18 protein-coding genes are annotated in these 18,191 nt (G+C 34.7%); 8 read left to right on the top strand and 10 right to left on the bottom strand.

The genetic code is table 11. From position 1 onward, the window contains the following. Positions 1-2: 2 nt before the first annotated feature. Together H7350_RS10415 and H7350_RS10410 are read right to left on the bottom strand one after the other, a co-directional pair. Positions 3-278: a DUF4212 domain-containing protein gene (locus tag H7350_RS10415; RefSeq protein WP_204345850.1), complete on the bottom strand. Its 276-nt coding sequence runs from the start codon at positions 276-278 to the stop codon at positions 3-5. Then, positions 271-1,656: an alanine/glycine:cation symporter family protein gene (locus tag H7350_RS10410; RefSeq protein ID WP_204345849.1), complete on the bottom strand. Its 1,386-nt coding sequence runs from the start codon at positions 1,654-1,656 to the stop codon at positions 271-273. The genes H7350_RS10415 and H7350_RS10410 overlap by 8 nt, the downstream gene beginning before the upstream one ends. A 90-nt stretch (positions 1,657-1,746) precedes the next feature. On the opposite strand from H7350_RS10410, the gene H7350_RS10405 reads away from it, so the two are divergent. Both H7350_RS10405 and H7350_RS10400 read left to right on the top strand, forming a co-directional pair. Next, positions 1,747-2,835: a heparan-alpha-glucosaminide N-acetyltransferase domain-containing protein gene (locus tag H7350_RS10405; protein WP_204345848.1), complete on the top strand. Its 1,089-nt coding sequence runs from the start codon at positions 1,747-1,749 to the stop codon at positions 2,833-2,835. 1 nt (position 2,836) lies between these two features. Next, on the top strand, positions 2,837-3,214 hold the full coding sequence (locus H7350_RS10400) for a nuclear transport factor 2 family protein (RefSeq protein ID WP_204345847.1): 378 nt from the start codon (positions 2,837-2,839) through the stop codon (positions 3,212-3,214). A 4-nt stretch (positions 3,215-3,218) separates the two neighbouring features. On the opposite strand, the gene H7350_RS10395 is transcribed toward H7350_RS10400, so the two are convergent. Together H7350_RS10395 and H7350_RS10390 are read right to left on the bottom strand one after the other, a co-directional pair. Then, positions 3,219-4,178, bottom strand: coding sequence for a phosphoribosylaminoimidazolesuccinocarboxamide synthase (locus H7350_RS10395; protein WP_204345846.1), 960 nt, complete (start codon positions 4,176-4,178; stop codon positions 3,219-3,221). 160 nt (positions 4,179-4,338) lie between these two features. Then, positions 4,339-5,292, bottom strand: a complete 954-nt coding sequence (locus H7350_RS10390) for a PhoH family protein (protein WP_204345845.1) — start codon at positions 5,290-5,292, stop codon at positions 4,339-4,341. 200 nt (positions 5,293-5,492) lie between these two features. Here H7350_RS10390 and H7350_RS10385 point away from each other — a divergent pair, with 200 nt between their 5' ends. From H7350_RS10385 to dnaN, 6 genes are all read left to right on the top strand, one after another. Beyond that, positions 5,493-6,329: an SAM hydrolase/SAM-dependent halogenase family protein gene (locus H7350_RS10385; protein WP_204345844.1), complete on the top strand. Its 837-nt coding sequence runs from the start codon at positions 5,493-5,495 to the stop codon at positions 6,327-6,329. A 3-nt stretch (positions 6,330-6,332) separates the two neighbouring features. Beyond that, positions 6,333-6,629 carry a putative quinol monooxygenase gene (locus tag H7350_RS10380; RefSeq protein WP_204345843.1) on the top strand — a complete coding sequence of 99 codons (297 nt, stop codon included), beginning with the start codon at positions 6,333-6,335 and terminating at the stop codon, positions 6,627-6,629. 94 nt (positions 6,630-6,723) lie between these two features. Beyond that, complete coding sequence (gene gldF / locus H7350_RS10375; RefSeq protein WP_204345842.1) at positions 6,724-7,452, top strand: gliding motility-associated ABC transporter permease subunit GldF; 729 nt, start codon at positions 6,724-6,726, stop codon at positions 7,450-7,452. Beyond that, complete coding sequence (locus tag H7350_RS10370) at positions 7,449-7,943, top strand: hypothetical protein (protein WP_204345841.1); 495 nt, start codon at positions 7,449-7,451, stop codon at positions 7,941-7,943. Before gldF ends, H7350_RS10370 begins: the two co-directional genes overlap by 4 nt. Continuing rightward, positions 7,930-9,603: a gliding motility-associated ABC transporter substrate-binding protein GldG gene (gene gldG / locus H7350_RS10365; RefSeq protein WP_204345840.1), complete on the top strand. Its 1,674-nt coding sequence runs from the start codon at positions 7,930-7,932 to the stop codon at positions 9,601-9,603. Before H7350_RS10370 ends, gldG begins: the two co-directional genes overlap by 14 nt. A gap of 137 nt (positions 9,604-9,740) precedes the next feature. Then, complete coding sequence (gene dnaN / locus H7350_RS10360) at positions 9,741-10,859, top strand: DNA polymerase III subunit beta (protein WP_204345839.1); 1,119 nt, start codon at positions 9,741-9,743, stop codon at positions 10,857-10,859. A gap of 75 nt (positions 10,860-10,934) precedes the next feature. On the opposite strand, the gene H7350_RS10355 is transcribed toward dnaN, so the two are convergent. The 6 genes from H7350_RS10355 to H7350_RS10330 all read right to left on the bottom strand — a co-directional run bounded on the left by H7350_RS10355 (position 10,935) and on the right by H7350_RS10330 (position 18,097). Then, entirely contained in the window at positions 10,935-11,270 is a 336-nt protein-coding gene (locus H7350_RS10355; protein ID WP_204345838.1) for a DUF4870 domain-containing protein, read from the bottom strand. Between the two features lie 383 nt (positions 11,271-11,653). Continuing rightward, positions 11,654-12,244 carry a methyltransferase domain-containing protein gene (locus H7350_RS10350; RefSeq protein ID WP_204345837.1) on the bottom strand — a complete coding sequence of 197 codons (591 nt, stop codon included), beginning with the start codon at positions 12,242-12,244 and terminating at the stop codon, positions 11,654-11,656. Positions 12,245-12,370: 126 nt separating this feature from the next. After that, positions 12,371-13,018, bottom strand: coding sequence for a ligase-associated DNA damage response endonuclease PdeM (pdeM, locus tag H7350_RS10345; protein ID WP_204345836.1), 648 nt, complete (start codon positions 13,016-13,018; stop codon positions 12,371-12,373). Further along, positions 13,015-15,486 (bottom strand): ligase-associated DNA damage response DEXH box helicase, encoded by a 2,472-nt coding sequence (locus H7350_RS10340; RefSeq protein ID WP_262891167.1) that lies wholly within the window; start codon positions 15,484-15,486, stop codon positions 13,015-13,017. The genes pdeM and H7350_RS10340 overlap by 4 nt, the downstream gene beginning before the upstream one ends. Beyond that, positions 15,483-17,078, bottom strand: a complete 1,596-nt coding sequence (locus H7350_RS10335; RefSeq protein ID WP_204345835.1) for an ATP-dependent DNA ligase — start codon at positions 17,076-17,078, stop codon at positions 15,483-15,485. Before H7350_RS10335 ends, H7350_RS10340 begins: the two co-directional genes overlap by 4 nt. Then, positions 17,075-18,097 (bottom strand): ligase-associated DNA damage response exonuclease, encoded by a 1,023-nt coding sequence (locus H7350_RS10330; RefSeq protein WP_204345834.1) that lies wholly within the window; start codon positions 18,095-18,097, stop codon positions 17,075-17,077. Before H7350_RS10330 ends, H7350_RS10335 begins: the two co-directional genes overlap by 4 nt. Positions 18,098-18,191: the final 94 nt, after the last annotated feature.

Raw genomic sequence — 18,191 nt, 5'->3', positions numbered from 1 at the left:
AACTATTCATCATAACCATATTTTTTATCAAGCTTATTCATAATTCGAACATAGACAAATATGAGTATTACAAATACATACATAGATCCCTGTTGCGCAAACCAAAAGCCTACTTTAAAACCTCCTAATCTAAATTCATTGAGTTCTTCTTTAAACACAATTCCAGCACCATAAGACACTAAAGCCCAGATAGCCAAAAGTATACTTAGATATTTAATATTCTCTTTCCAATAAGCCTTGGCGTTATCTTTTTGGAGATGTTCATTTTTGTTAGCCATTTCTTTTATTTGATTTTAAACGTTGAATATATAAACTTAATTCTTTTAAGACTTTAGGTGCTAAAAGAATGGTTGCTAACATTGTTGGAATTGCCATAAACGCAAAAATACCGTCAATAAAGTTAATCATGGTACTAAAGGGTGTCGTCGCTGCAAGAATAATACTTAAAATGTAAAGGTAGTTATAATAGTGTTTTCGTTTGGCTCCAATAAGAAACGACATACATTTTGTGCCGTAATAAGCATACGAAAACAACGACGAAATACTAAAAATGAACACACATATCATCAATAGGTATTGTCCAAATCCTGGCATAGCATCTTGAAACGCTGAAGCCGTTAAGGTCACACCATTATTTGATGTAGTTTCCCAAACACCAGTCACTAAAATAGCCAAAGCTGTTAGGGTACAAACGATTAATGTATCAATCACAGGTCCCAACATAGCGACCAGACCTTCACGAACAGGCTCATCGGTTTTTGCTGCACCATGAGCCATTGGCGCGGTTCCAATTCCGGCTTCGTTTGAAAAAGCACCTCGCTTAATACCTAGTAAAATTAAAGCGCCTAACATGCCACCAAAAACAGCATCACCTTCGATAAAGTTAGCTTTGAAAGCATCGGTAAAAATCAGGGCTATATATTTAGGAACTTCAGCATAATTAATACCGAGAATAATAAGCACCAACACAAAATACAAAATCACCATCGAAGGCACCATTTTAGACGCAATGGTACTAATTCGTTTGAGTCCGCCAAGAATCACCACAGTCGTTAAAATCACTAAAACAGCAGCAATAATCAGGTTTGTACTAAGACTCACTTCAATGCCGTTGGGTATTAAAATAATATCATTTACGGCTTGTTTTAACTGATTGACATTTACAACTGGCAAAGCACCCAACATCCCAAATACCGAAAACATAACTGCCAAAAATTTCCAGTTTTTACCAAGTCCTTCAGTGATAAAATACATCGGTCCGCCCTGTAAGTCGCCATTCGTATCTTTTCCACGGTACATGATTGCTAAGGTCGAGGTAAAAAATTTGGTACTCATACCTACAATAGCACTTATCCACATCCAAAACATGGCACCAGGACCACCAACCGAAATTGCCAAAGCAACTCCTGCAATATTTCCCATACCAATGGTTGATGACAAGGCCGTTGTTAAGGCTTTAAAATGGCTAATTTCCCCTGGATCGTTTGGATCATCATATTTCCCTCGAAGCACTTGTATCGCATGACCAAAAAGTCGAAATGGCAAAAACCTGGAGGCTATAAGTAAATAAAGTCCGCCACCAATAAGCAAAACCAGTAATGGAATTCCCCACGCTAGTGAAGAAAATTTTTCAGATATTGCATTAAGTTGTTCCATTAATACTTTTGAATTTGACTTCTAAGATATTACTTTCGATTTAGTACACCTTAAAAATTAAAGTTATCTTTAAATTTTAAAGTATTCTTTTTGAAAACCAACCGACTCTTTTTTATTGATGCAGTGCGTGCTTTTGCTATATTGATGATGCTTCAAGGGCATTTTATTGACACACTCCTCGACCCTATTTACAGAGACAAATCTAATATGGCTTATCAAATCTGGTCATATTTTAGAGGGATTACAGCACCGACTTTTTTTACCATTTCAGGTTTAGTATTTCTATACTTACTATTGAGAGCAAAAGCAAAAGGTGACGATAACCCACGTATTAAAAAAGGATTATACAGAGGTTTACTTTTAATTGGTATTGGCTATGCGTTACGCATGAACATTTTTGGTGTATTAAAAGGTAATTTTCATACCTATTTTTATATTGTTGATGTCCTGCAATGCATTGGTTTATCAATCATCATACTCATATTATGCTATGTTTTACTTCGGAAACATCTACACATATTATCTATTCTTTTGTTGCTGTTAGGTTGTGTCTGTTTTTTAACTGAACCGTTCATGAAAACTATAGACTTTAATCATATCCCGAAATTTTTTGCCAATTATCTAACCAAAGCAAATGGTTCGGTGTTTACTATTTTACCATGGTTTGGCTTTGCTGCTTTTGGCGGATTTCTCGCTACGGTGTTCTTTACACACATACATAGAAACCGGTTTCGTTTAATTACGGTTTTATCTTTTTTTATCAGTGGTTTTCTATTGATTGAATGTTCGTCATGGTTTTTAATGCGATTGTATTACTGGACCGATATTGACATGTTTAAATCTTCGGCTTATTACAATTATCTCTTTACACGCTTCGGAAATGTGCTGTTGCTATTTGGAGTGTTTTATGCAGCTGAACCCTATTTAAAAGGATCACTTATTGGAAAAATCGGACAAAAAACATTGTCGATTTACGTGATTCATTTCATCATTATTTTTGGGAGTTTTACAGGACTCGGGCTCAAACATTTCTTTTTAAAATCTTTAAATCCGACTCAAGCCATTTTGGGCGCCATTGCTTTTATAATTGTGGTTTGCTTAATATCATTTTACTATGTAAAAACCAATGCGTTTATTTATAAAAATGTGCGAAAATTAATCCGGAAAATCAAAAACTAATATGAATTTAGAAGACTATAAAACTAAGGCCATTGCATTTTATAAACTGGCGTATGAAGGGAACCCAAAGAAAGCTGTTGAAATGTACGTTGGTGATGAATACATACAGCACAATCCTGATGTAGCTGACGGCACAGAAGGATTTATTGCCTATTTTGAACGCATGCAAATGGAATATCCTGATAAATCCATTGAATTTGTACGTTGTATCGCTGAAGGCGATTTAGTCGCTTTACATACACATCAAATTTGGCCAGGAAACGACCAGTATATCACAATGGATTTTTTTAGGTTCGATAACAACGGAAAAATTTGTGAGCATTGGGATAGCATCCAGCAAATTCCTAAAAACGCTAAGAACCCCAATACAATGTATTAATAGCTTATTGGTTTAAATAAGCTAAAACATTCTTTTCAATTCTATGTTGAATATTTGACACATCAGCCTTTACAAAAGACTCGCCCATAATATTCTCGTAAAGCTCGATATATCGCTCACTTACCGTTTCGATATAGGCATCACTCATTTCGGGTACAGTTTGCCCTTCAAGACCTTGAAAGTTATTAGAAATGAGCCATTGGCGCACAAATTCTTTAGATAATTGCTTTTGTGGTTCATCGTTATCCTGACGTTCCTGATAGCCATCTGCATAGAAGTATCGTGATGAATCTGGTGTATGAATTTCATCAATCAGGACAATTTTACCGTCTTTAGTTTTTCCAAATTCGTATTTCGTATCCACTAAAATCAAACCTCTTGACGCTGCAATCTCAGTACCACGTTGAAAGAGTTTACGTGTATAATCTTCGAGAATAACATAATCATCTTCAGAAACAATACTGCGTTTTAAGATGTCCTCCCGAGAGATATCTTCGTCGTGGTCGCCCATTTCAGCTTTGGTCGCTGGTGTGATTATCGGTTCTGGGAATTTATCATTTTCTTTCATTCCTTCTGGCATAGCGGCTCCGCAAAGTAAGCGACGTCCCGCTTTATACTCACGTGCTGCATGCCCAGACATATAGCCACGAATGACCATTTCAACTTTAAACGGTTCGCAAAGATGACCAACAGCTACATTAGGATCTGGTGTTGCTGTTAACCAGTTAGGCACCAAATCTTCGGTAGCCTTCATCATACTGGTTGCAATTTGATTAAGTATCTGACCCTTGTATGGAATTCCTTTTGGCATCACAACATCAAACGCAGATAAACGATCGGTTGCAATCATGACCAGTTCTTCGTCATTGATATTATAGACTTCTCTCACTTTTCCTTTATAGACGCTTTTTTGCTTCGGAAAATTAAAATTGGATTGCGTAATGGTATGGTTCTGATTTGCCACGAATAAATAATTTGTTGTGTTGTTATTTAAATTCTAGCCCAGATCACTTCAGTTCACATTTACATCTATAGGTCTTCAGTGAATGCTTCGCATTTGAGGCATTTGTTGAAGTTCCTCAAAGAGAGGGACTGCCGAAAGCTGGAATAGCTTCTGAAAAAAATTAATCTCTGTTTTCTATACTCTTGTACGCTTCGATGACTTTCTTTACCAATTTATGGCGAATCACATCTTTGTCGTCTAAATAAATCATGCCAATGCCTTCAACATTTTTAAGGACGAGTAAAGCCTCTTTTAATCCCGAAATGGTACGACGCGGTAAATCAACCTGTCCAGGATCACCTGTAAGCAAAAATTTAGCATTTTTACCCATACGTGTCAGGAACATTTTCATTTGCGCATGAGTTGTATTTTGACCTTCATCTAAAATCACAAAGGCATTGTCGAGAGTTCGTCCACGCATAAAAGCCAGAGGCGCAATTTGAATGGTTCCGTTTTCTATAAAATGTGCCAGTTTTTCGGCAGGAATCATATCGCGTAGCGCATCGTAAAGCGGCTGCATATACGGATCGAGTTTTTCTTTTAAATCACCTGGAAGAAATCCTAAATTTTCACCAGCTTCAACAGCAGGACGAGTTAAAATGATACGCTTAACCTCTTTAGCTTTTAAGGCTCTAACAGCCAACGCAACACCTGTATAAGTTTTACCTGTTCCTGCAGGACCAATAGCAAATACCATATCATTTTTACGCATGCTTTCTACCAGTTTGCGCTGATTAACAGTTTGGGCTTTAATTATTTTACCATTAACGCCATGTACAATAGTTTCACCACTTTGGTCTGAGGTTGTGTAATCATCACTACTCTGACTGGTTAAAACACGTTCAATAACATTTTCGTCAATTTTATTATACTTTCCAAAATGCTCCATGAGCATGTTCATGCGACGATCAAATTCTTCTAATAAGTCTTCATCGCCATAGGCTTTTATTTTATTTCCTCTGGCAACAATTTTTAGTTTAGGAAAGTACTTTTTGAGTAGGACAATGTTGGCATTTTGAGCTCCGAAAAATTCTTTGGGAGTAATTTCTTCTAGTTCTAAAATAAGTTCATTCAAAAGCGACTGGAATTATAAATTAATCTGTTTTGTTTTATTAGTTTTGTGATGAGACAAATTGACGCTCACTTAAACCAAAAATAATTAAACTATTTTATACTTAAGGTTTCCCTTAGGTTAAAATATGATTAGTTTTTAACAGTTTTATATAAAGTTCAATACAGGTAACAAATCAACTTTAAAATTCTTTAGTTTAACCTATGGCAATCATCACATTAACAACCGATTTTGGCGAAAAAGACCACTTTGCTGGCGCCATAAAAGGAGCTATTTATAGTGAGTTGCCTGAAGTGAGAATTGTTGATATCTCTCATTCGGTAGCGCCATTCAATGTGCCTGAAGCAGCTTATATTATACAAAATGCTTACAGTAGTTTTCCTAAAGGAACAATTCATGTCATTGGTATTGATTCGGAACTCAATCCTGAAAACAAACACATTGCAGTGAAGCTTGATGATCATTATTTTATTTGTGCTAACAACGGAATTATGAGTATGATTTGCTCTGAAATTGCACCACAGAAAATTGTTGAAATCAATATTCACGATCGTGTAGCTACAAGTTTTCCTGTGTTAGATGTTTTTGTCAATGTGGCTTGTCATATTGCGCGTGGTGGCACATTAGAAATCATAGGGAAAGTCATAAATACAATTAAACCGATTAAAAATTTGATTCCGTTTGTAAACGACGAAAAAAATCAGATTATTGGTAGTGTGATTTACGTGGATAACTACGGAAATGTGATTACCAATATTAAGCGGAAATTTTTTGAAAGTGTACAAAAAACACGAGCTTACGAAATTTCGGCACGAAGCTATAAGTTTAAACATATTTATGATAAGTATAGTGATGCCATAAATTTTGATATTCCTGAAGACAAACGCTATGATGAAGGCAAAGGCCTCGTCGTTTTTAATTCGTCAGGATATCTTGAAATCGCTGTCTATAAAAGTGATAATGCCACTGTTGGAAGTGCTTCTTCTCTCATGGGATTAAAGGTTATGGATACTGTAACTGTTAACTTTGCTAAACTCTAAATCATGTTTGTTAGAATCGTAAAAATGAGTTTTGAACCCTCAAAAATTGATCAATTTCTACAAAACTTTGAACTTCAAAAAGAAAAAATAAGAGGCTTTAAGGGTTGTGAGTTTCTAGAACTCTATCGTGACAAACACAATACAAGTGTTTTTTTTACGTATAGTTATTGGCAAACCGAAACAGATTTAGAGCATTACAGACATTCTGAGCTTTTTAAAGGCATCTGGGCAAAAACAAAACCCATGTTTAATGCTAAGCCTGAGGCCTGGAGTGTTGATAAACTAGTAACGATGGCTTAATGGTACCGTTGTATGTTCATGTAAAAACATGCGTTAAGTTGTGTCTAAAAGATTTATAATTTTAACTTTGACTGTTGAACCTTTAATGAAATAAATGCTAGCAATTTTAAAAAAAGAAATCAATTCCTTCTTCGCGTCTCCAATTGGCTATTTGGTGATTGCTGTTTTTTTATTGCTTAACGGCTTGTTTCTATGGTTATTTAAAGGTGATTTTAATGTCCTCGATAATGGGTTTGCTGATTTATCAACTTTCTTTTTATTAGCGCCATGGATTCTAATTTTCTTAGTGCCTGCAGTGACAATGCGAAGTTTTGCTGATGAAAAAAAACAAGGCACTTTAGAATTATTACTCACAAAACCAGTGAGTCATTTACATATTGTTCTGGGAAAATATTTAGGCGCTTTAGTCTTGATTATTATGGCTTTAATTCCTACCCTATTATACGTCTTTACAATTTCTAAACTTGGAAATCCTGAAGGTAATCTAGATACAGGTAGCATCCTGGGATCGTATTTTGGACTCCTTTTTCTTGTTGCAGCATATACATCAATTGGTGTTTTTGCCTCAAGTCTTTCAGATAATCAAATTGTTGCTTTTATCATCGCCGTATTTATATGCTTCTTTTTCTATTTTGGTTTCGAAGGCTTATCTAATTACAATCCTTTTGGTGACACATTATATTTAGAAAAGCTTGGTATGGAATCTCATTTTAAAAGCATGAGTCGTGGTGTTCTAGACACAAGGGACATGATCTATTTTTTAAGCGTTACGGCATTATTTATTGTATTAACAACCCTAAATATTAAACGTGCTAACCAATGATTATAAGTGCTCCTTTAGTCATTTTTATGTGCATTACATTTGTACTTGTTTTTCTGTTTGTTAAAACCATAGACCGACGAAAATGGTTAACCTTTTTAGTGAGCTTAGTCATTACGCCGTTTATTTATTTTTATGCTGTATATCCTATAATTAATATTTTTAGTGATTACCATCATCAAAAATATTTTTCAGCAAAGCTTTGGAAAGAGAAACCTGCATTGCGTTACGAACTATCTGATGACATGATAGCTTCGGAAATTTTAATAGGCATGACAAAACAAGATGTTGAAGTCCAACTAGGACCTTACGAATGGTTGTCCTGGGATTTTGGTACTGAAACACATGATAACAACCGTTGGAATTATGGTTTAGGTATTGAGCCTGGAGCATTTAATACCGAAAAAGAATGTATAGAAATCGTTTTTAACAATGATAAAGTTATTGATACAAGAGTATATAAAGAAGCTATAAAATTTGATGCTAAAGACTAAAAAACATATTATCGCCATTGCAATGACGTTAATAGCAATCATTGTTATTAACCTAATTTCAAGCAAGTTATACCAGCGTTTTGATTTAACTAAAGACAAACGCTACACCTTATCTGATGCAGCATTACAAACGATAGACGGTGTAGATTCTCCATTGGTTATTGATGTATTTTTAGAAGGAGATTTTCCTTCAGAGTTTAGACGGCTACGCAATGAAACGCAGCAGCTTCTGGAAGAGTTTTCGGTAAATAATTCTAATGTAAAATTTGATTTCATCAATCCTTTAGCCGATGAGGCCACGAGAAATCAAAACTTACAACAACTCTCACAAAGAGGATTGCAACCCTTTCAGATTAGCATTAAAAACAATGGCAAAACGACTCAAGAAGTCATTATTCCGTGGGCTTTGGCAAGTTATAATGAACAAACTGTTATCATTCCGCTTATAAAAAATAAAATCGGTGCTACAGATCAGGAACTGGTTAATAGCTCTATTCAAAACTTAGAGTATGCCTTTGCTGAAGGATTTAAAAAGCTTGTGAATCCGAAGCAAAAGAAGATTGCAGTATTGCGTGGTAACGGACAATTAAGTGATGTCTATGTTGCCGATTTTTTGAAAAAATTAGGAGAACATTACTATTTAGCGCCATTTACTTTAGATAGCGTGGCGAGCAATCCGCAAAGGACTTTACAGGATATTACAAATTATGATTTAATTATCTCAGCAAAACCAAGCATTCCATTTTCCGAAGAAGAAAAATATGTTTTAGATCAATTTACGATGCGTGGAGGCAAAAGTTTGTGGCTTACCGAGAGTATTGTTATGGATAGAGATAGCCTTAATAATAGTTCTGGTACTGCTGTTGCCATAATGAAGGATCTAAATCTCAATGATTTTTTCTTTAAGTATGGCGTTCGTATCAATCCGGTTATTGTTAATGATTTGTACTCTGCTCCTATTCCTCTGGCTATTGGAGAAGGTAATAATGCACAGTTTCAACCTGTGCAATGGTCGTATTCGCCTTTAGCTGCAAGTAATCCGAATCATCCAATTACAACCAATTTAGATCCAGTGAAATTTGATTTTGCGAGTCAGATAGACACTTTAAAAAATGGTATTGACAAAACACTATTATTACGCAGTTCTCAGCTTACTAAATTAGAAGGCGTGCCAAGAGAAATCAGTTTAGATGTCGTGACACAAGAGCCTGATCCAGAATCATATAAAGAACCTAACCAAACCTTAGCTGTGCTGCTTGAAGGTGAATTTACCTCTGTGTATGACAAACGCGTTAAGCCCTTTAAAATTTCGGATGATGTGACCAAAAGTGCGCCAACTAAGATGATTGTTATTGCTGATGGCGACGTGATTAAAAATGAAGTGATTCGCAATCAACCACAAGAGTTGGGATTTGAGTTTTTAACGAAGCGTAAATTTGGAAATAAAGAGTTTCTTGAAAATGCTGTAAACTACCTTCTCAATGATGACGGACTTATAAACATTCGGGCAAAAGAGGTGAAATTAGCATTTTTAGATTTTCAAAAAATAGAGAATCAAAAATCAAAATGGCAAATTATCAATATCGCTCTACCTTTAGTTATATTAGGACTTTTTGGAATTGTCTTTAATTATTTCAGAAGAAAACGTTACACAAAATAACACAAAAAAAGCTTTAGATATACGTATAATTTAAACCCTATTTTGTTAATAAGTTTGTTTTATAAAACAAACCCTTTAAGATATATTTGTAGGACGCAATTTGGTGCGTCTCAATTATAAAAACCAATCAGAATAAAATGAAATTTATAGTATCAAGTACATATTTACTCAAACAATTACAAGTTTTAGGTGGTGTTATTAATAGTTCAAATACGCTACCAATTTTAGACAATTTTTTATTTGAGTTGAAAGACTCAAAATTAACTGTTTCTGCAAGTGATTTAGAAACGACAATGTCATCAACTTTAGATGTAGAGAGTGATAATGATGGAAGTATTGCACTACCTGCTCGCTTGCTATTAGATACTTTAAAAACTTTTCCTGAGCAACCATTGACGTTTGTCGTTGAAGATAATAACACTGTTGAAATAAGCTCTAATCATGGTAAATATGCCTTAGCTTATGCAGATGGTAATGAATTCCCTAAGGCTGTCGAATTAGACAATCCGAGTACAACAACGATTTCAGGAGATATATTGGCAACAGCGATTAGCAAAACTATTTTTGCTGCTGGTAACGATGATTTACGTCCGGTAATGAGTGGTGTCTTTTTTCAGTTTTCTACGGAAGGTCTGACATTTGTCGCGACTGACGCTCATAAACTTGTAAAGTACACGCGTGCCGATGTAAAAGCGAATCAGGTTGCTGAATTTATAATGCCAAAAAAGCCTTTGAATCTTTTAAAAGGCATTTTAGCTGCAAATGATGAGACAGTAACTATCGAATATAACGACTCTAATGCAAAGTTTACTTTTGAAAATTCTGTGTTGATTTGTCGCTTAATCGATGGAAAGTATCCAAACTACGAAGCAGTTATTCCTAAGGAAAATCCGAATAAATTAAATATTGACAGAACGCAATTCTTAAATTCTGTTCGTCGTGTGAGTATCTTTTCTAACAAAACCACACATCAGATTCGTTTAAAGATTGCTGGTGCCGAATTAAATATCTCTGCAGAAGACATCGATTACTCTAACAAAGCCGAAGAGCGATTAACCTGTGATTATCAAGGAGACGATATGCAAATTGGATTTAACTCGCGTTTCTTAACTGAAATGTTAAATAACCTCAATGCCGATCAGGTACAGCTTGAAATGAGTTTACCAAATAGAGCTGGTATTTTAACTCCTATTGATGGCTTAGATGACGGAGAACACGTTACGATGTTAGTGATGCCTGTGATGTTGAATAATTAATAATACCATATTTTATATAACTAAAAAACGCGCACTTAAAAAGTGCGCGTTTTCATTTACCTCTATATAAAATAACTAACTAATAAAATTAAGAGATAAAGGATATTTTGGTGATTCACCATGGCTTGCTCTTATGGCATTTAGGATCGGAAAAACAAATGACAGTAACCCTAATAATATTAATCCGAAAACACCTATTAGAACAAATACCAATGGAATACAAATGATACTATAAATTAGTATACTCAACTGAAAGTTGACTATATTTTTACCTTCACTATCCATTCTATACACATTCTCTTTTTGTGTTATCCATATGATTAAAGGAACAATTAAGCCTCCAAATCCGGTAACAAATGTGAGTAACTGACTTAAATGTGTTAAAACGATAAGCTGATTATCTTGTCGCATGATATATGATGTTGTTTTGATTGAACACCTATAGGACGTTAAAACAAAATAAATGTTACACTACATCTCACATTTTTTTACAGCATAGCATTTTATCTACTTTTACAAGTGGTTTAAAACCAAATGTGTATCGAAAAATTCTATTTGGTTTTCTTCCTATCACTACTGGTCATAAATTTCACTAAAATGCCTATTAACACCATACAAACAACCCCAAAAACGACAACCATAATTACTGTGGTATTCGAATTATATAAACTGATAGTCCCAAACATAATTTGTCTTTTTAAATCAACTATACAAACTTACTGCACAAATTCATCCCAAAACATGATAAATATCAACGTTTGAAATTAAAATATCCGTTTTAAATATAGAATCTGCTAGTGTTTAGGCTTCTCTAAAATGACAAACAATTCTTTATCTTGTCTACTGACATGAGAATTATAACAAGGCGCCATGGTAATAATACGGAGGGCAGTTTGAAAATACTGAAGATATTCAGATGTTGAACCTCCAAAAGGTGGATGATCCTTAAATAGTGGCACATTAAATAAAACTCCAACAAGTATTCCACTTTCAACAAGGAGTTCATTCATTTTAGTGACATACTGTGGCCTTAATTTAGGCTGTAAAGCACAAAAAAATGTTTGTTCAAAAATCAAATCAAACGACATTTCCAAATCAAAAAAATCGTGAAGCAATAAGTGAGAGTCTGGGAAATCTGGGACTCTAGACTTTATATTATCTAAAGCTGTTTTTGAAACATCAACGACATACACATTTTTAAAGCCCTTATTAAAAAGGTATTCGGCTTCATACGAATTGCCTCCACCAGGAATAAGAATTCGAATGGTTTTATCAATCATTTGATCAATATAGGCCTTTAGCGGCGGAGACACTTCTCCTAAATCCCAACCAATATCATTGTTCTTGTAGCGGTTATCCCAATAGGCTGCACTAAGTTGTTCCATAATGTCTAAGTCTTAGATTACTATTATAAGTTTTTATGCTTGATACTCACAATAACCTCAAAATTAAGTATTATTTCCTCTTTATTTACACCATAATGTATGAGCTTATGTTAGAAATGTATTGTATTAGAATTCAAAAAATGAACTTTCTGTAAACGCATAGTGTTTGGTTTCTGAATCGGATTCTGAAACATTTAATCCTGTAAACAGGCTGAATGCAGGTAATATCAAGTAGGATTTACTTACCTGAAAACAAGGTAATTTAATGCGTGGCTGTCCCTTAAGTTGTATTGAGATACCTGGATGAAGATGACCTGAAATTAAAAACGCATCTGATTCTGAATGAGGCTCATGAACAAATCGGAAAGGATCAATTAATAAGTCTTTTTTACAGCAAGTAATGTTGAAGTTCTGGTAAATTTCAGGTTTTAGCCTATCGTGATTTCCTTTGATTAATATAATCTCTACGTCTGCATGAGCTAAACGCCATTGGTTGAATTCGTGCATATCTAAGTTCATCTCAGCGTGAAATAAATCACCAACAACAAGTAATTGTCTGATTCTATAATGAGAAATTAGAAACGATAAGCGCTTTAAATCACTGGTTTGAACGTTGGACGTTATTTGAATGCCGTGTTTTCGAAAATGACCTGACTTTCCTATATGCAAATCTGAAATGATTAATGCATCGTGTTTTTTCCAGTACAACCCTCTGAGGCTGTTAAATATTAAATCTTCAGATTGTAAGTTGATGTGTTGCTCTACAAAATTCATGACTTATTAATCCTATATACGTCGTTTTGAATGCGTTTAATGCGTTTAATGCGTTTGTCTAAATTTTCACTTGTTAGTGTTTGTCTCAAACTATCTATTTTAATCGGGAAACTCAACGGCGTAAAAGTATTTGAATTTTTTATAATAAGTTTGCTTTTTGCTATTCGATCAAAAGCCATTTTTAAGCGTACCTCTTCAAGCTGTTGGTTAAACACTTCAGTATAAGCTTGTCGCACAAGCAAATTATTAGGCTCATTTTCTTCTAGAACTCTAAAAATTAATCCGGAAGAGGATTGCAGACTCTTATTATTTCTATTTGATCCAGGCATAGTCTGTACCACCAAACCTGAAATTACAGCAATATCCCTAAACTTACGAGATGCCATTTCAGCAGCATTTATACTACTAATTACATCATCCATGAGGTTGTCTTTGCTTAGGATTTGATTTATAGTATTATTATCAATTGGTATCTCCTGATCGCTTAATAGTTCAAACCCATAATCATTCATAGCAATTGTAAATGTCAATGGTTTGATTTTACTTATTCTATAAGCTATCAATGCTGAAATGACTTCGTGAACCAATCGGCCTTCAAAAGGATACATAAATAAATGAAATCCATCTTTGGTATGTATCACTTCTACTAAAAATTCATCTTCCTTCGGAATATGGGAAAAGGTACTTTGTGTAGAAATTAATGGATGCAAAAATTTCAATTCACGCTCTCTAATTCCCGGATGTAAGGCATCACTTAACTTCTTTCGCAAAAAGTGGCTCATATATGATGTTAATGGCAAACGACCTCCCATCCAACTTGGTGTTATGGCTTTCTTAGATTTACTGAGTTTTACAAAAGCAGTCATATCTTTAATATGAAGTAGTTCTAACACGCGTCCCGCCAAAATAAAACTATCATTCGGTTTTAATTTGGTAATGAAGTATTCTTCAATCATCCCAATATATCCTCCTGAAATAAACTTCACCAGTAACATAGCATCGCTTACTATCGCTCCAATATTCATACGGTGTAACATACTAATACGCCGACTTGTAACTTTGTAAACACCGAGGTCGTCCTTCACAACTTTATGAAATTCTTCATAAGACTTTAATGTATTTCCTCCCTGAGTAATAAATTGAATCGCCCACGCAAACTCTTCATTTGTCAACATGGAAAATGCATGAGTTGCTTTTAACAACTCCAGGACGTCATCATCGCGAAATCCTTCACCTACAGCTAAGGTTACTAAGAATTGTACCATAACATCGTAAGTAAGTACCATAGGTTCTCTGGCTTCAACACGATGCTCCTTAACTGCTTCTTTAAGTGCTGCGGCTTCCACTAATTCTAACGAATGTGTTGGAACGAGATAAATTTTTGATACTTCATAAGGCGAATGACCACTTCTTCCAGCACGTTGCATAAATCGTGCTATCCCTTTAGCAGATCCAATTTGTATAACACAATCTACAGGTTTAAAATCGACACCAAGATCTAAAGAAGAAGTACAAACCACAGCTTTCAGGTTTCCTTCAGAAACATTGTCCTCAATCCAATTCCTTAATGTTCTATCAATAGATCCATGATGAATAGCTAATAATCCCGCGAGATCAGGATCAGCTTCAAGAATAATTTGGTACCATAGTTCTGATTGCCCTCGTGTGTTGGTAAAAATTAGTGTGGTTTTATTCTCATGTATAATAGGAATGATTTTGGACACCATGCTTTTACCCAAATGACCAGCCCAAGGCAAAACTTCAACAGTATCTGGTAACAGAGAAATCACTTTAATCTTCTTTTTCTCTTTGGCTTTAATCATTACTGTTTTTAATGCCTCATAAGGCAACAGTACTTTTGTAGCTTCATCAAGATTACCAATTGTTGCTGTAATGCCCCAAATTTTCAAGCGTTTTGAAAGTTTAATTAATCGAGATATGGCAAGTTCAACTAAAACACCACGCTTGTTTCCTATAAGTTCATGCCACTCATCAACAGCAACACAATTAAGGGTTTTGAACCATCTGGAATTTTTCTTTTGTGAAAATAATAAGTGTAATGTCTCAGGAGTTGTTATTAAAATATCTGGCATTAGTCGTTCTTGTTTACGACGGATATTAGCTGGAGTGTCTCCATTTCTAACAGCAACTTCCCAATCTAATCCTATTTCGTATACTGCCTTTGACATGGCTTTGGCTAAATCTTTAGCTAGTGAACGCAACGGACTTACCCAAAGCAACTTAAGTCCTTTTTTATAATGTTCAGGATGATTTAGGTAATCAATCACTACGGCGAGAAACACAGAAAATGTTTTTCCAAATCCTGTTGGAGCAACCACCATCCCACTGTAGCCATTATGATATTTAATCCAGGTTTGATTTTGAAATTTAAATGGCGTGTTTCCTTTGGCAGCCATCCATTGTTCAATAATTTTATAACCTTCAGATTTGTGAAATGTTGTATTCAATTTGGGGAATGTATCAATTGTTTAACATTTTCAATAGTATCGATTTCATCTACAGGCTTATCTTTTCGCCATCTTGAAATTCTGGGAAATCTCAGGGCAACACCAGATTTATGACGGTTACTTAGAGCAATGCCTTCAAAAGCAATTTCAAAAACTAACTCTGGTTTAACGGTACGGACTGGTCCAAATTTTTCGATTGAATTTTTTTTAACAAACCTACTCACTTCAATAATTTCTTCATTTGTTAACCCAGAATAGGCTTTTGCAACTGTCACTAAGCCATCATCTTTTTTTACTGCAAATGTATAGTCAGTATAGTGAGCACTTCGTCTACCACTACCCTTTTGAGCATAAATCATCACAGCATCAATTGTTAAAGGATCGACTTTCCATTTCCACCAATCCCCTTTTTTTCGACCAGTATGATAGGGAGAATTCTTTTGCTTTAACATTAGGCCTTCGCTGTCTCTTGATCGAGCTTCGGCTCGTATCGGTATCAAATCCTGCCAATTTTTGACAGATATAGTTTCAGAAAGAAACAGGGTTTTATTATCTGTCGATTTCGAACTCAATAATTGTTCTAAAAGCTCTCGTCTCTCATATAAGGGCGTATGACGAATATCATTCCCCATCCATTCCATCATATCATATGCATAAAAACCAATAGGGACTTCTTCCATTAATTTTTTAGTCACGTGCTTTCTGTTTAAGCGCTTTTGTAAATCATTAAATAGTAAAATAGCATTATCTTTTAGTGCCAAAATTTCTCCGTCAATGACAAAATCACCATTAAGTTGCTCTATAGCTTCTACAAGTTCTGGAAATTGTTGAGTCACTAATTCTTCTCCTCTTGACCAAATAAAAATTTCATCATTACGTTTTACGATTTGTCCGCGAATCCCATCCCATTTATATTCTACCTGCCAATCGCTAAGATTACCAAGATCATGAAGTTCTTTCTCTAAGGCATATGCTAAACAAAAAGGATAGGGTTTAGAATTATCATAATTGATATGTTTACCCTGAATAAGATCATCAAAAGAAATGGTATTAGCATCCCAATTCCCTATAATACTATGCATCAACTGGTTGGCTTCTACTCCTGAATATTTAGATAAAGCATTGACTAAGGTTTTTTTAGAAACACCTACTCGAAAACTCCCTCCTATGAGTTTGTTAAAAATAAGACGCTCTTGTACTTCAAAACCTGACCAAATATGTCTTATGTATGCTTCTTTTTCATCATCTGACTTTGATTTTAAATCAACAATTTCGTTCATCAAATCACTAAATTTTTTTTCAATATGATGTGTAGGAGTTGGCAATAGCAACGCCATTGTTTCCCCTAAATCTCCAACAGTACTATAACTTTCTAAAAATAACCATTCAGGAATTTTTGTAATCTCCATACACCATTGTTTCATGAGTGAGGTTTTTACGGGTCTTTTAGGTCGTTTGCCTGTAAAAATAGCTATGAGCCATAGTTTATCTTTATCTGGTGCATTATTGAAATATCTGACAAAAGCATCAATCTTATCATTGGTTTTATTAGTGATTTCAATATCACTTATCAATTTTGAAACGTACTTCATGACGCGTTCAGATTAGTAACTGTTTCAACATTTTCATCTTCATTGGTACCATATTCTGTGATTACTTCTTCAGAATTAATTCCAATCTCGTTTAAGTATTTTGAAAACGTTGCTTGAGAGCCATGGGTCACATAAACTTTTTCTGCTTCTGTAGCTTTTACAGCAGAAATTAAACCATTCCAGTCTGCATGATCACTGATGGGGAATCCTGCATCAACAGATTGCCAACGGCGATTACCACGAATTTGCATCCAACCAGAACAAATAGCTGTAGCTGCATTGGGAATACGTTTAATCATATTTGAACCCAACAATGCAGGAGGAACAATTACAATTTGATTTTGAAGTGATGTTTTGTCTGTATCTGCAGTCCATAGTTTTGTTTGAGGCAATATAATTCCAGAACTTTTAATAGCTTCATTAATATTATGAATTGCACTATGAACATATATATCGCTCAAACCATCTAGTAATTTCATAATACGTTGTGCCTTCCCCAATGAATAACCAACACAAATACTTGTACGGTTTATTGACTGGTTATGAAGTACCCAATCGTGCATTTGTTGTTGCAGTACTGTTTCTTCCGACCAATTATAAATCGGTAATCCGAAAGTGCTTTCGGTTATAAACTCATGGCATTTCACAGGCTCAAAAGGCGCTGTAAGATGATCATTTTTGACTTTATAATCACCTGAAAATACGACTATAAAACCTTTGTATTCTAATCGTATTTGTGCAGAACCTATGATATGTCCTGCTGGAAAAAAACTCACCTTGACCCCGTTAATCGTTCGTTCTATGTGATATGGCAAACTTTCAATTGAAATATCTTTACCTATGCGATGTTGAAGTATGGCTTTAGAATCGTCATGACATAAATAATGTTTCATTCCCCATTTAGCGTGATCAGCATGTCCGTGAGAAATAATTGCATAATCCACCGGAAACCAAGGGTCGAGATAGAATTTCCCAGGAATACAATAGATGCCTTTTTTTGTGAATTTAATTAATTTCAATGGGTGTCGCTTTTTTATAAATATAACCCATTTTGAAACCTTATATCGCAAAGATATCGGATTGCAATACAATTTTTATCGATATCATTAATAT

Origin of the sequence: Psychroserpens algicola, assembly GCF_014526325.1 — a bacterium.
GTDB lineage: Bacteria > Bacteroidota > Bacteroidia > Flavobacteriales > Flavobacteriaceae > Psychroserpens > Psychroserpens algicola.
Note: the sequence above shows the minus strand (reverse complement) of the source record. Positions and strands in the feature narration are given on the sequence as shown.

What these genes read in the sequence shown, in the direction of transcription:
- H7350_RS10415 (WP_204345850.1), bottom strand. Translation starts at nt 278, where the DNA reads ATGGCTAACAAAAATGAACATCTCCAAAAAGATAACGCCAAGGCTTAT.
- H7350_RS10410 (WP_204345849.1), bottom strand. Translation starts at nt 1,656, where the DNA reads ATGGAACAACTTAATGCAATATCTGAAAAATTTTCTTCACTAGCGTGG.
- H7350_RS10400 (WP_204345847.1), top strand. Translation starts at nt 2,837, where the DNA reads ATGAATTTAGAAGACTATAAAACTAAGGCCATTGCATTTTATAAACTG.
- H7350_RS10385 (WP_204345844.1), top strand. Translation starts at nt 5,493, where the DNA reads ATGGCAATCATCACATTAACAACCGATTTTGGCGAAAAAGACCACTTT.
- H7350_RS10380 (WP_204345843.1), top strand. Translation starts at nt 6,333, where the DNA reads ATGTTTGTTAGAATCGTAAAAATGAGTTTTGAACCCTCAAAAATTGAT.
- gldF (WP_204345842.1), top strand. Translation starts at nt 6,724, where the DNA reads ATGCTAGCAATTTTAAAAAAAGAAATCAATTCCTTCTTCGCGTCTCCA.
- H7350_RS10370 (WP_204345841.1), top strand. Translation starts at nt 7,449, where the DNA reads ATGATTATAAGTGCTCCTTTAGTCATTTTTATGTGCATTACATTTGTA.
- gldG (WP_204345840.1), top strand. Translation starts at nt 7,930, where the DNA reads ATGCTAAAGACTAAAAAACATATTATCGCCATTGCAATGACGTTAATA.
- dnaN (WP_204345839.1), top strand. Translation starts at nt 9,741, where the DNA reads ATGAAATTTATAGTATCAAGTACATATTTACTCAAACAATTACAAGTT.
- H7350_RS10355 (WP_204345838.1), bottom strand. Translation starts at nt 11,270, where the DNA reads ATGCGACAAGATAATCAGCTTATCGTTTTAACACATTTAAGTCAGTTA.
- H7350_RS10350 (WP_204345837.1), bottom strand. Translation starts at nt 12,244, where the DNA reads ATGGAACAACTTAGTGCAGCCTATTGGGATAACCGCTACAAGAACAAT.
- pdeM (WP_204345836.1), bottom strand. Translation starts at nt 13,018, where the DNA reads ATGAATTTTGTAGAGCAACACATCAACTTACAATCTGAAGATTTAATA.
- H7350_RS10335 (WP_204345835.1), bottom strand. Translation starts at nt 17,078, where the DNA reads ATGAAGTACGTTTCAAAATTGATAAGTGATATTGAAATCACTAATAAA.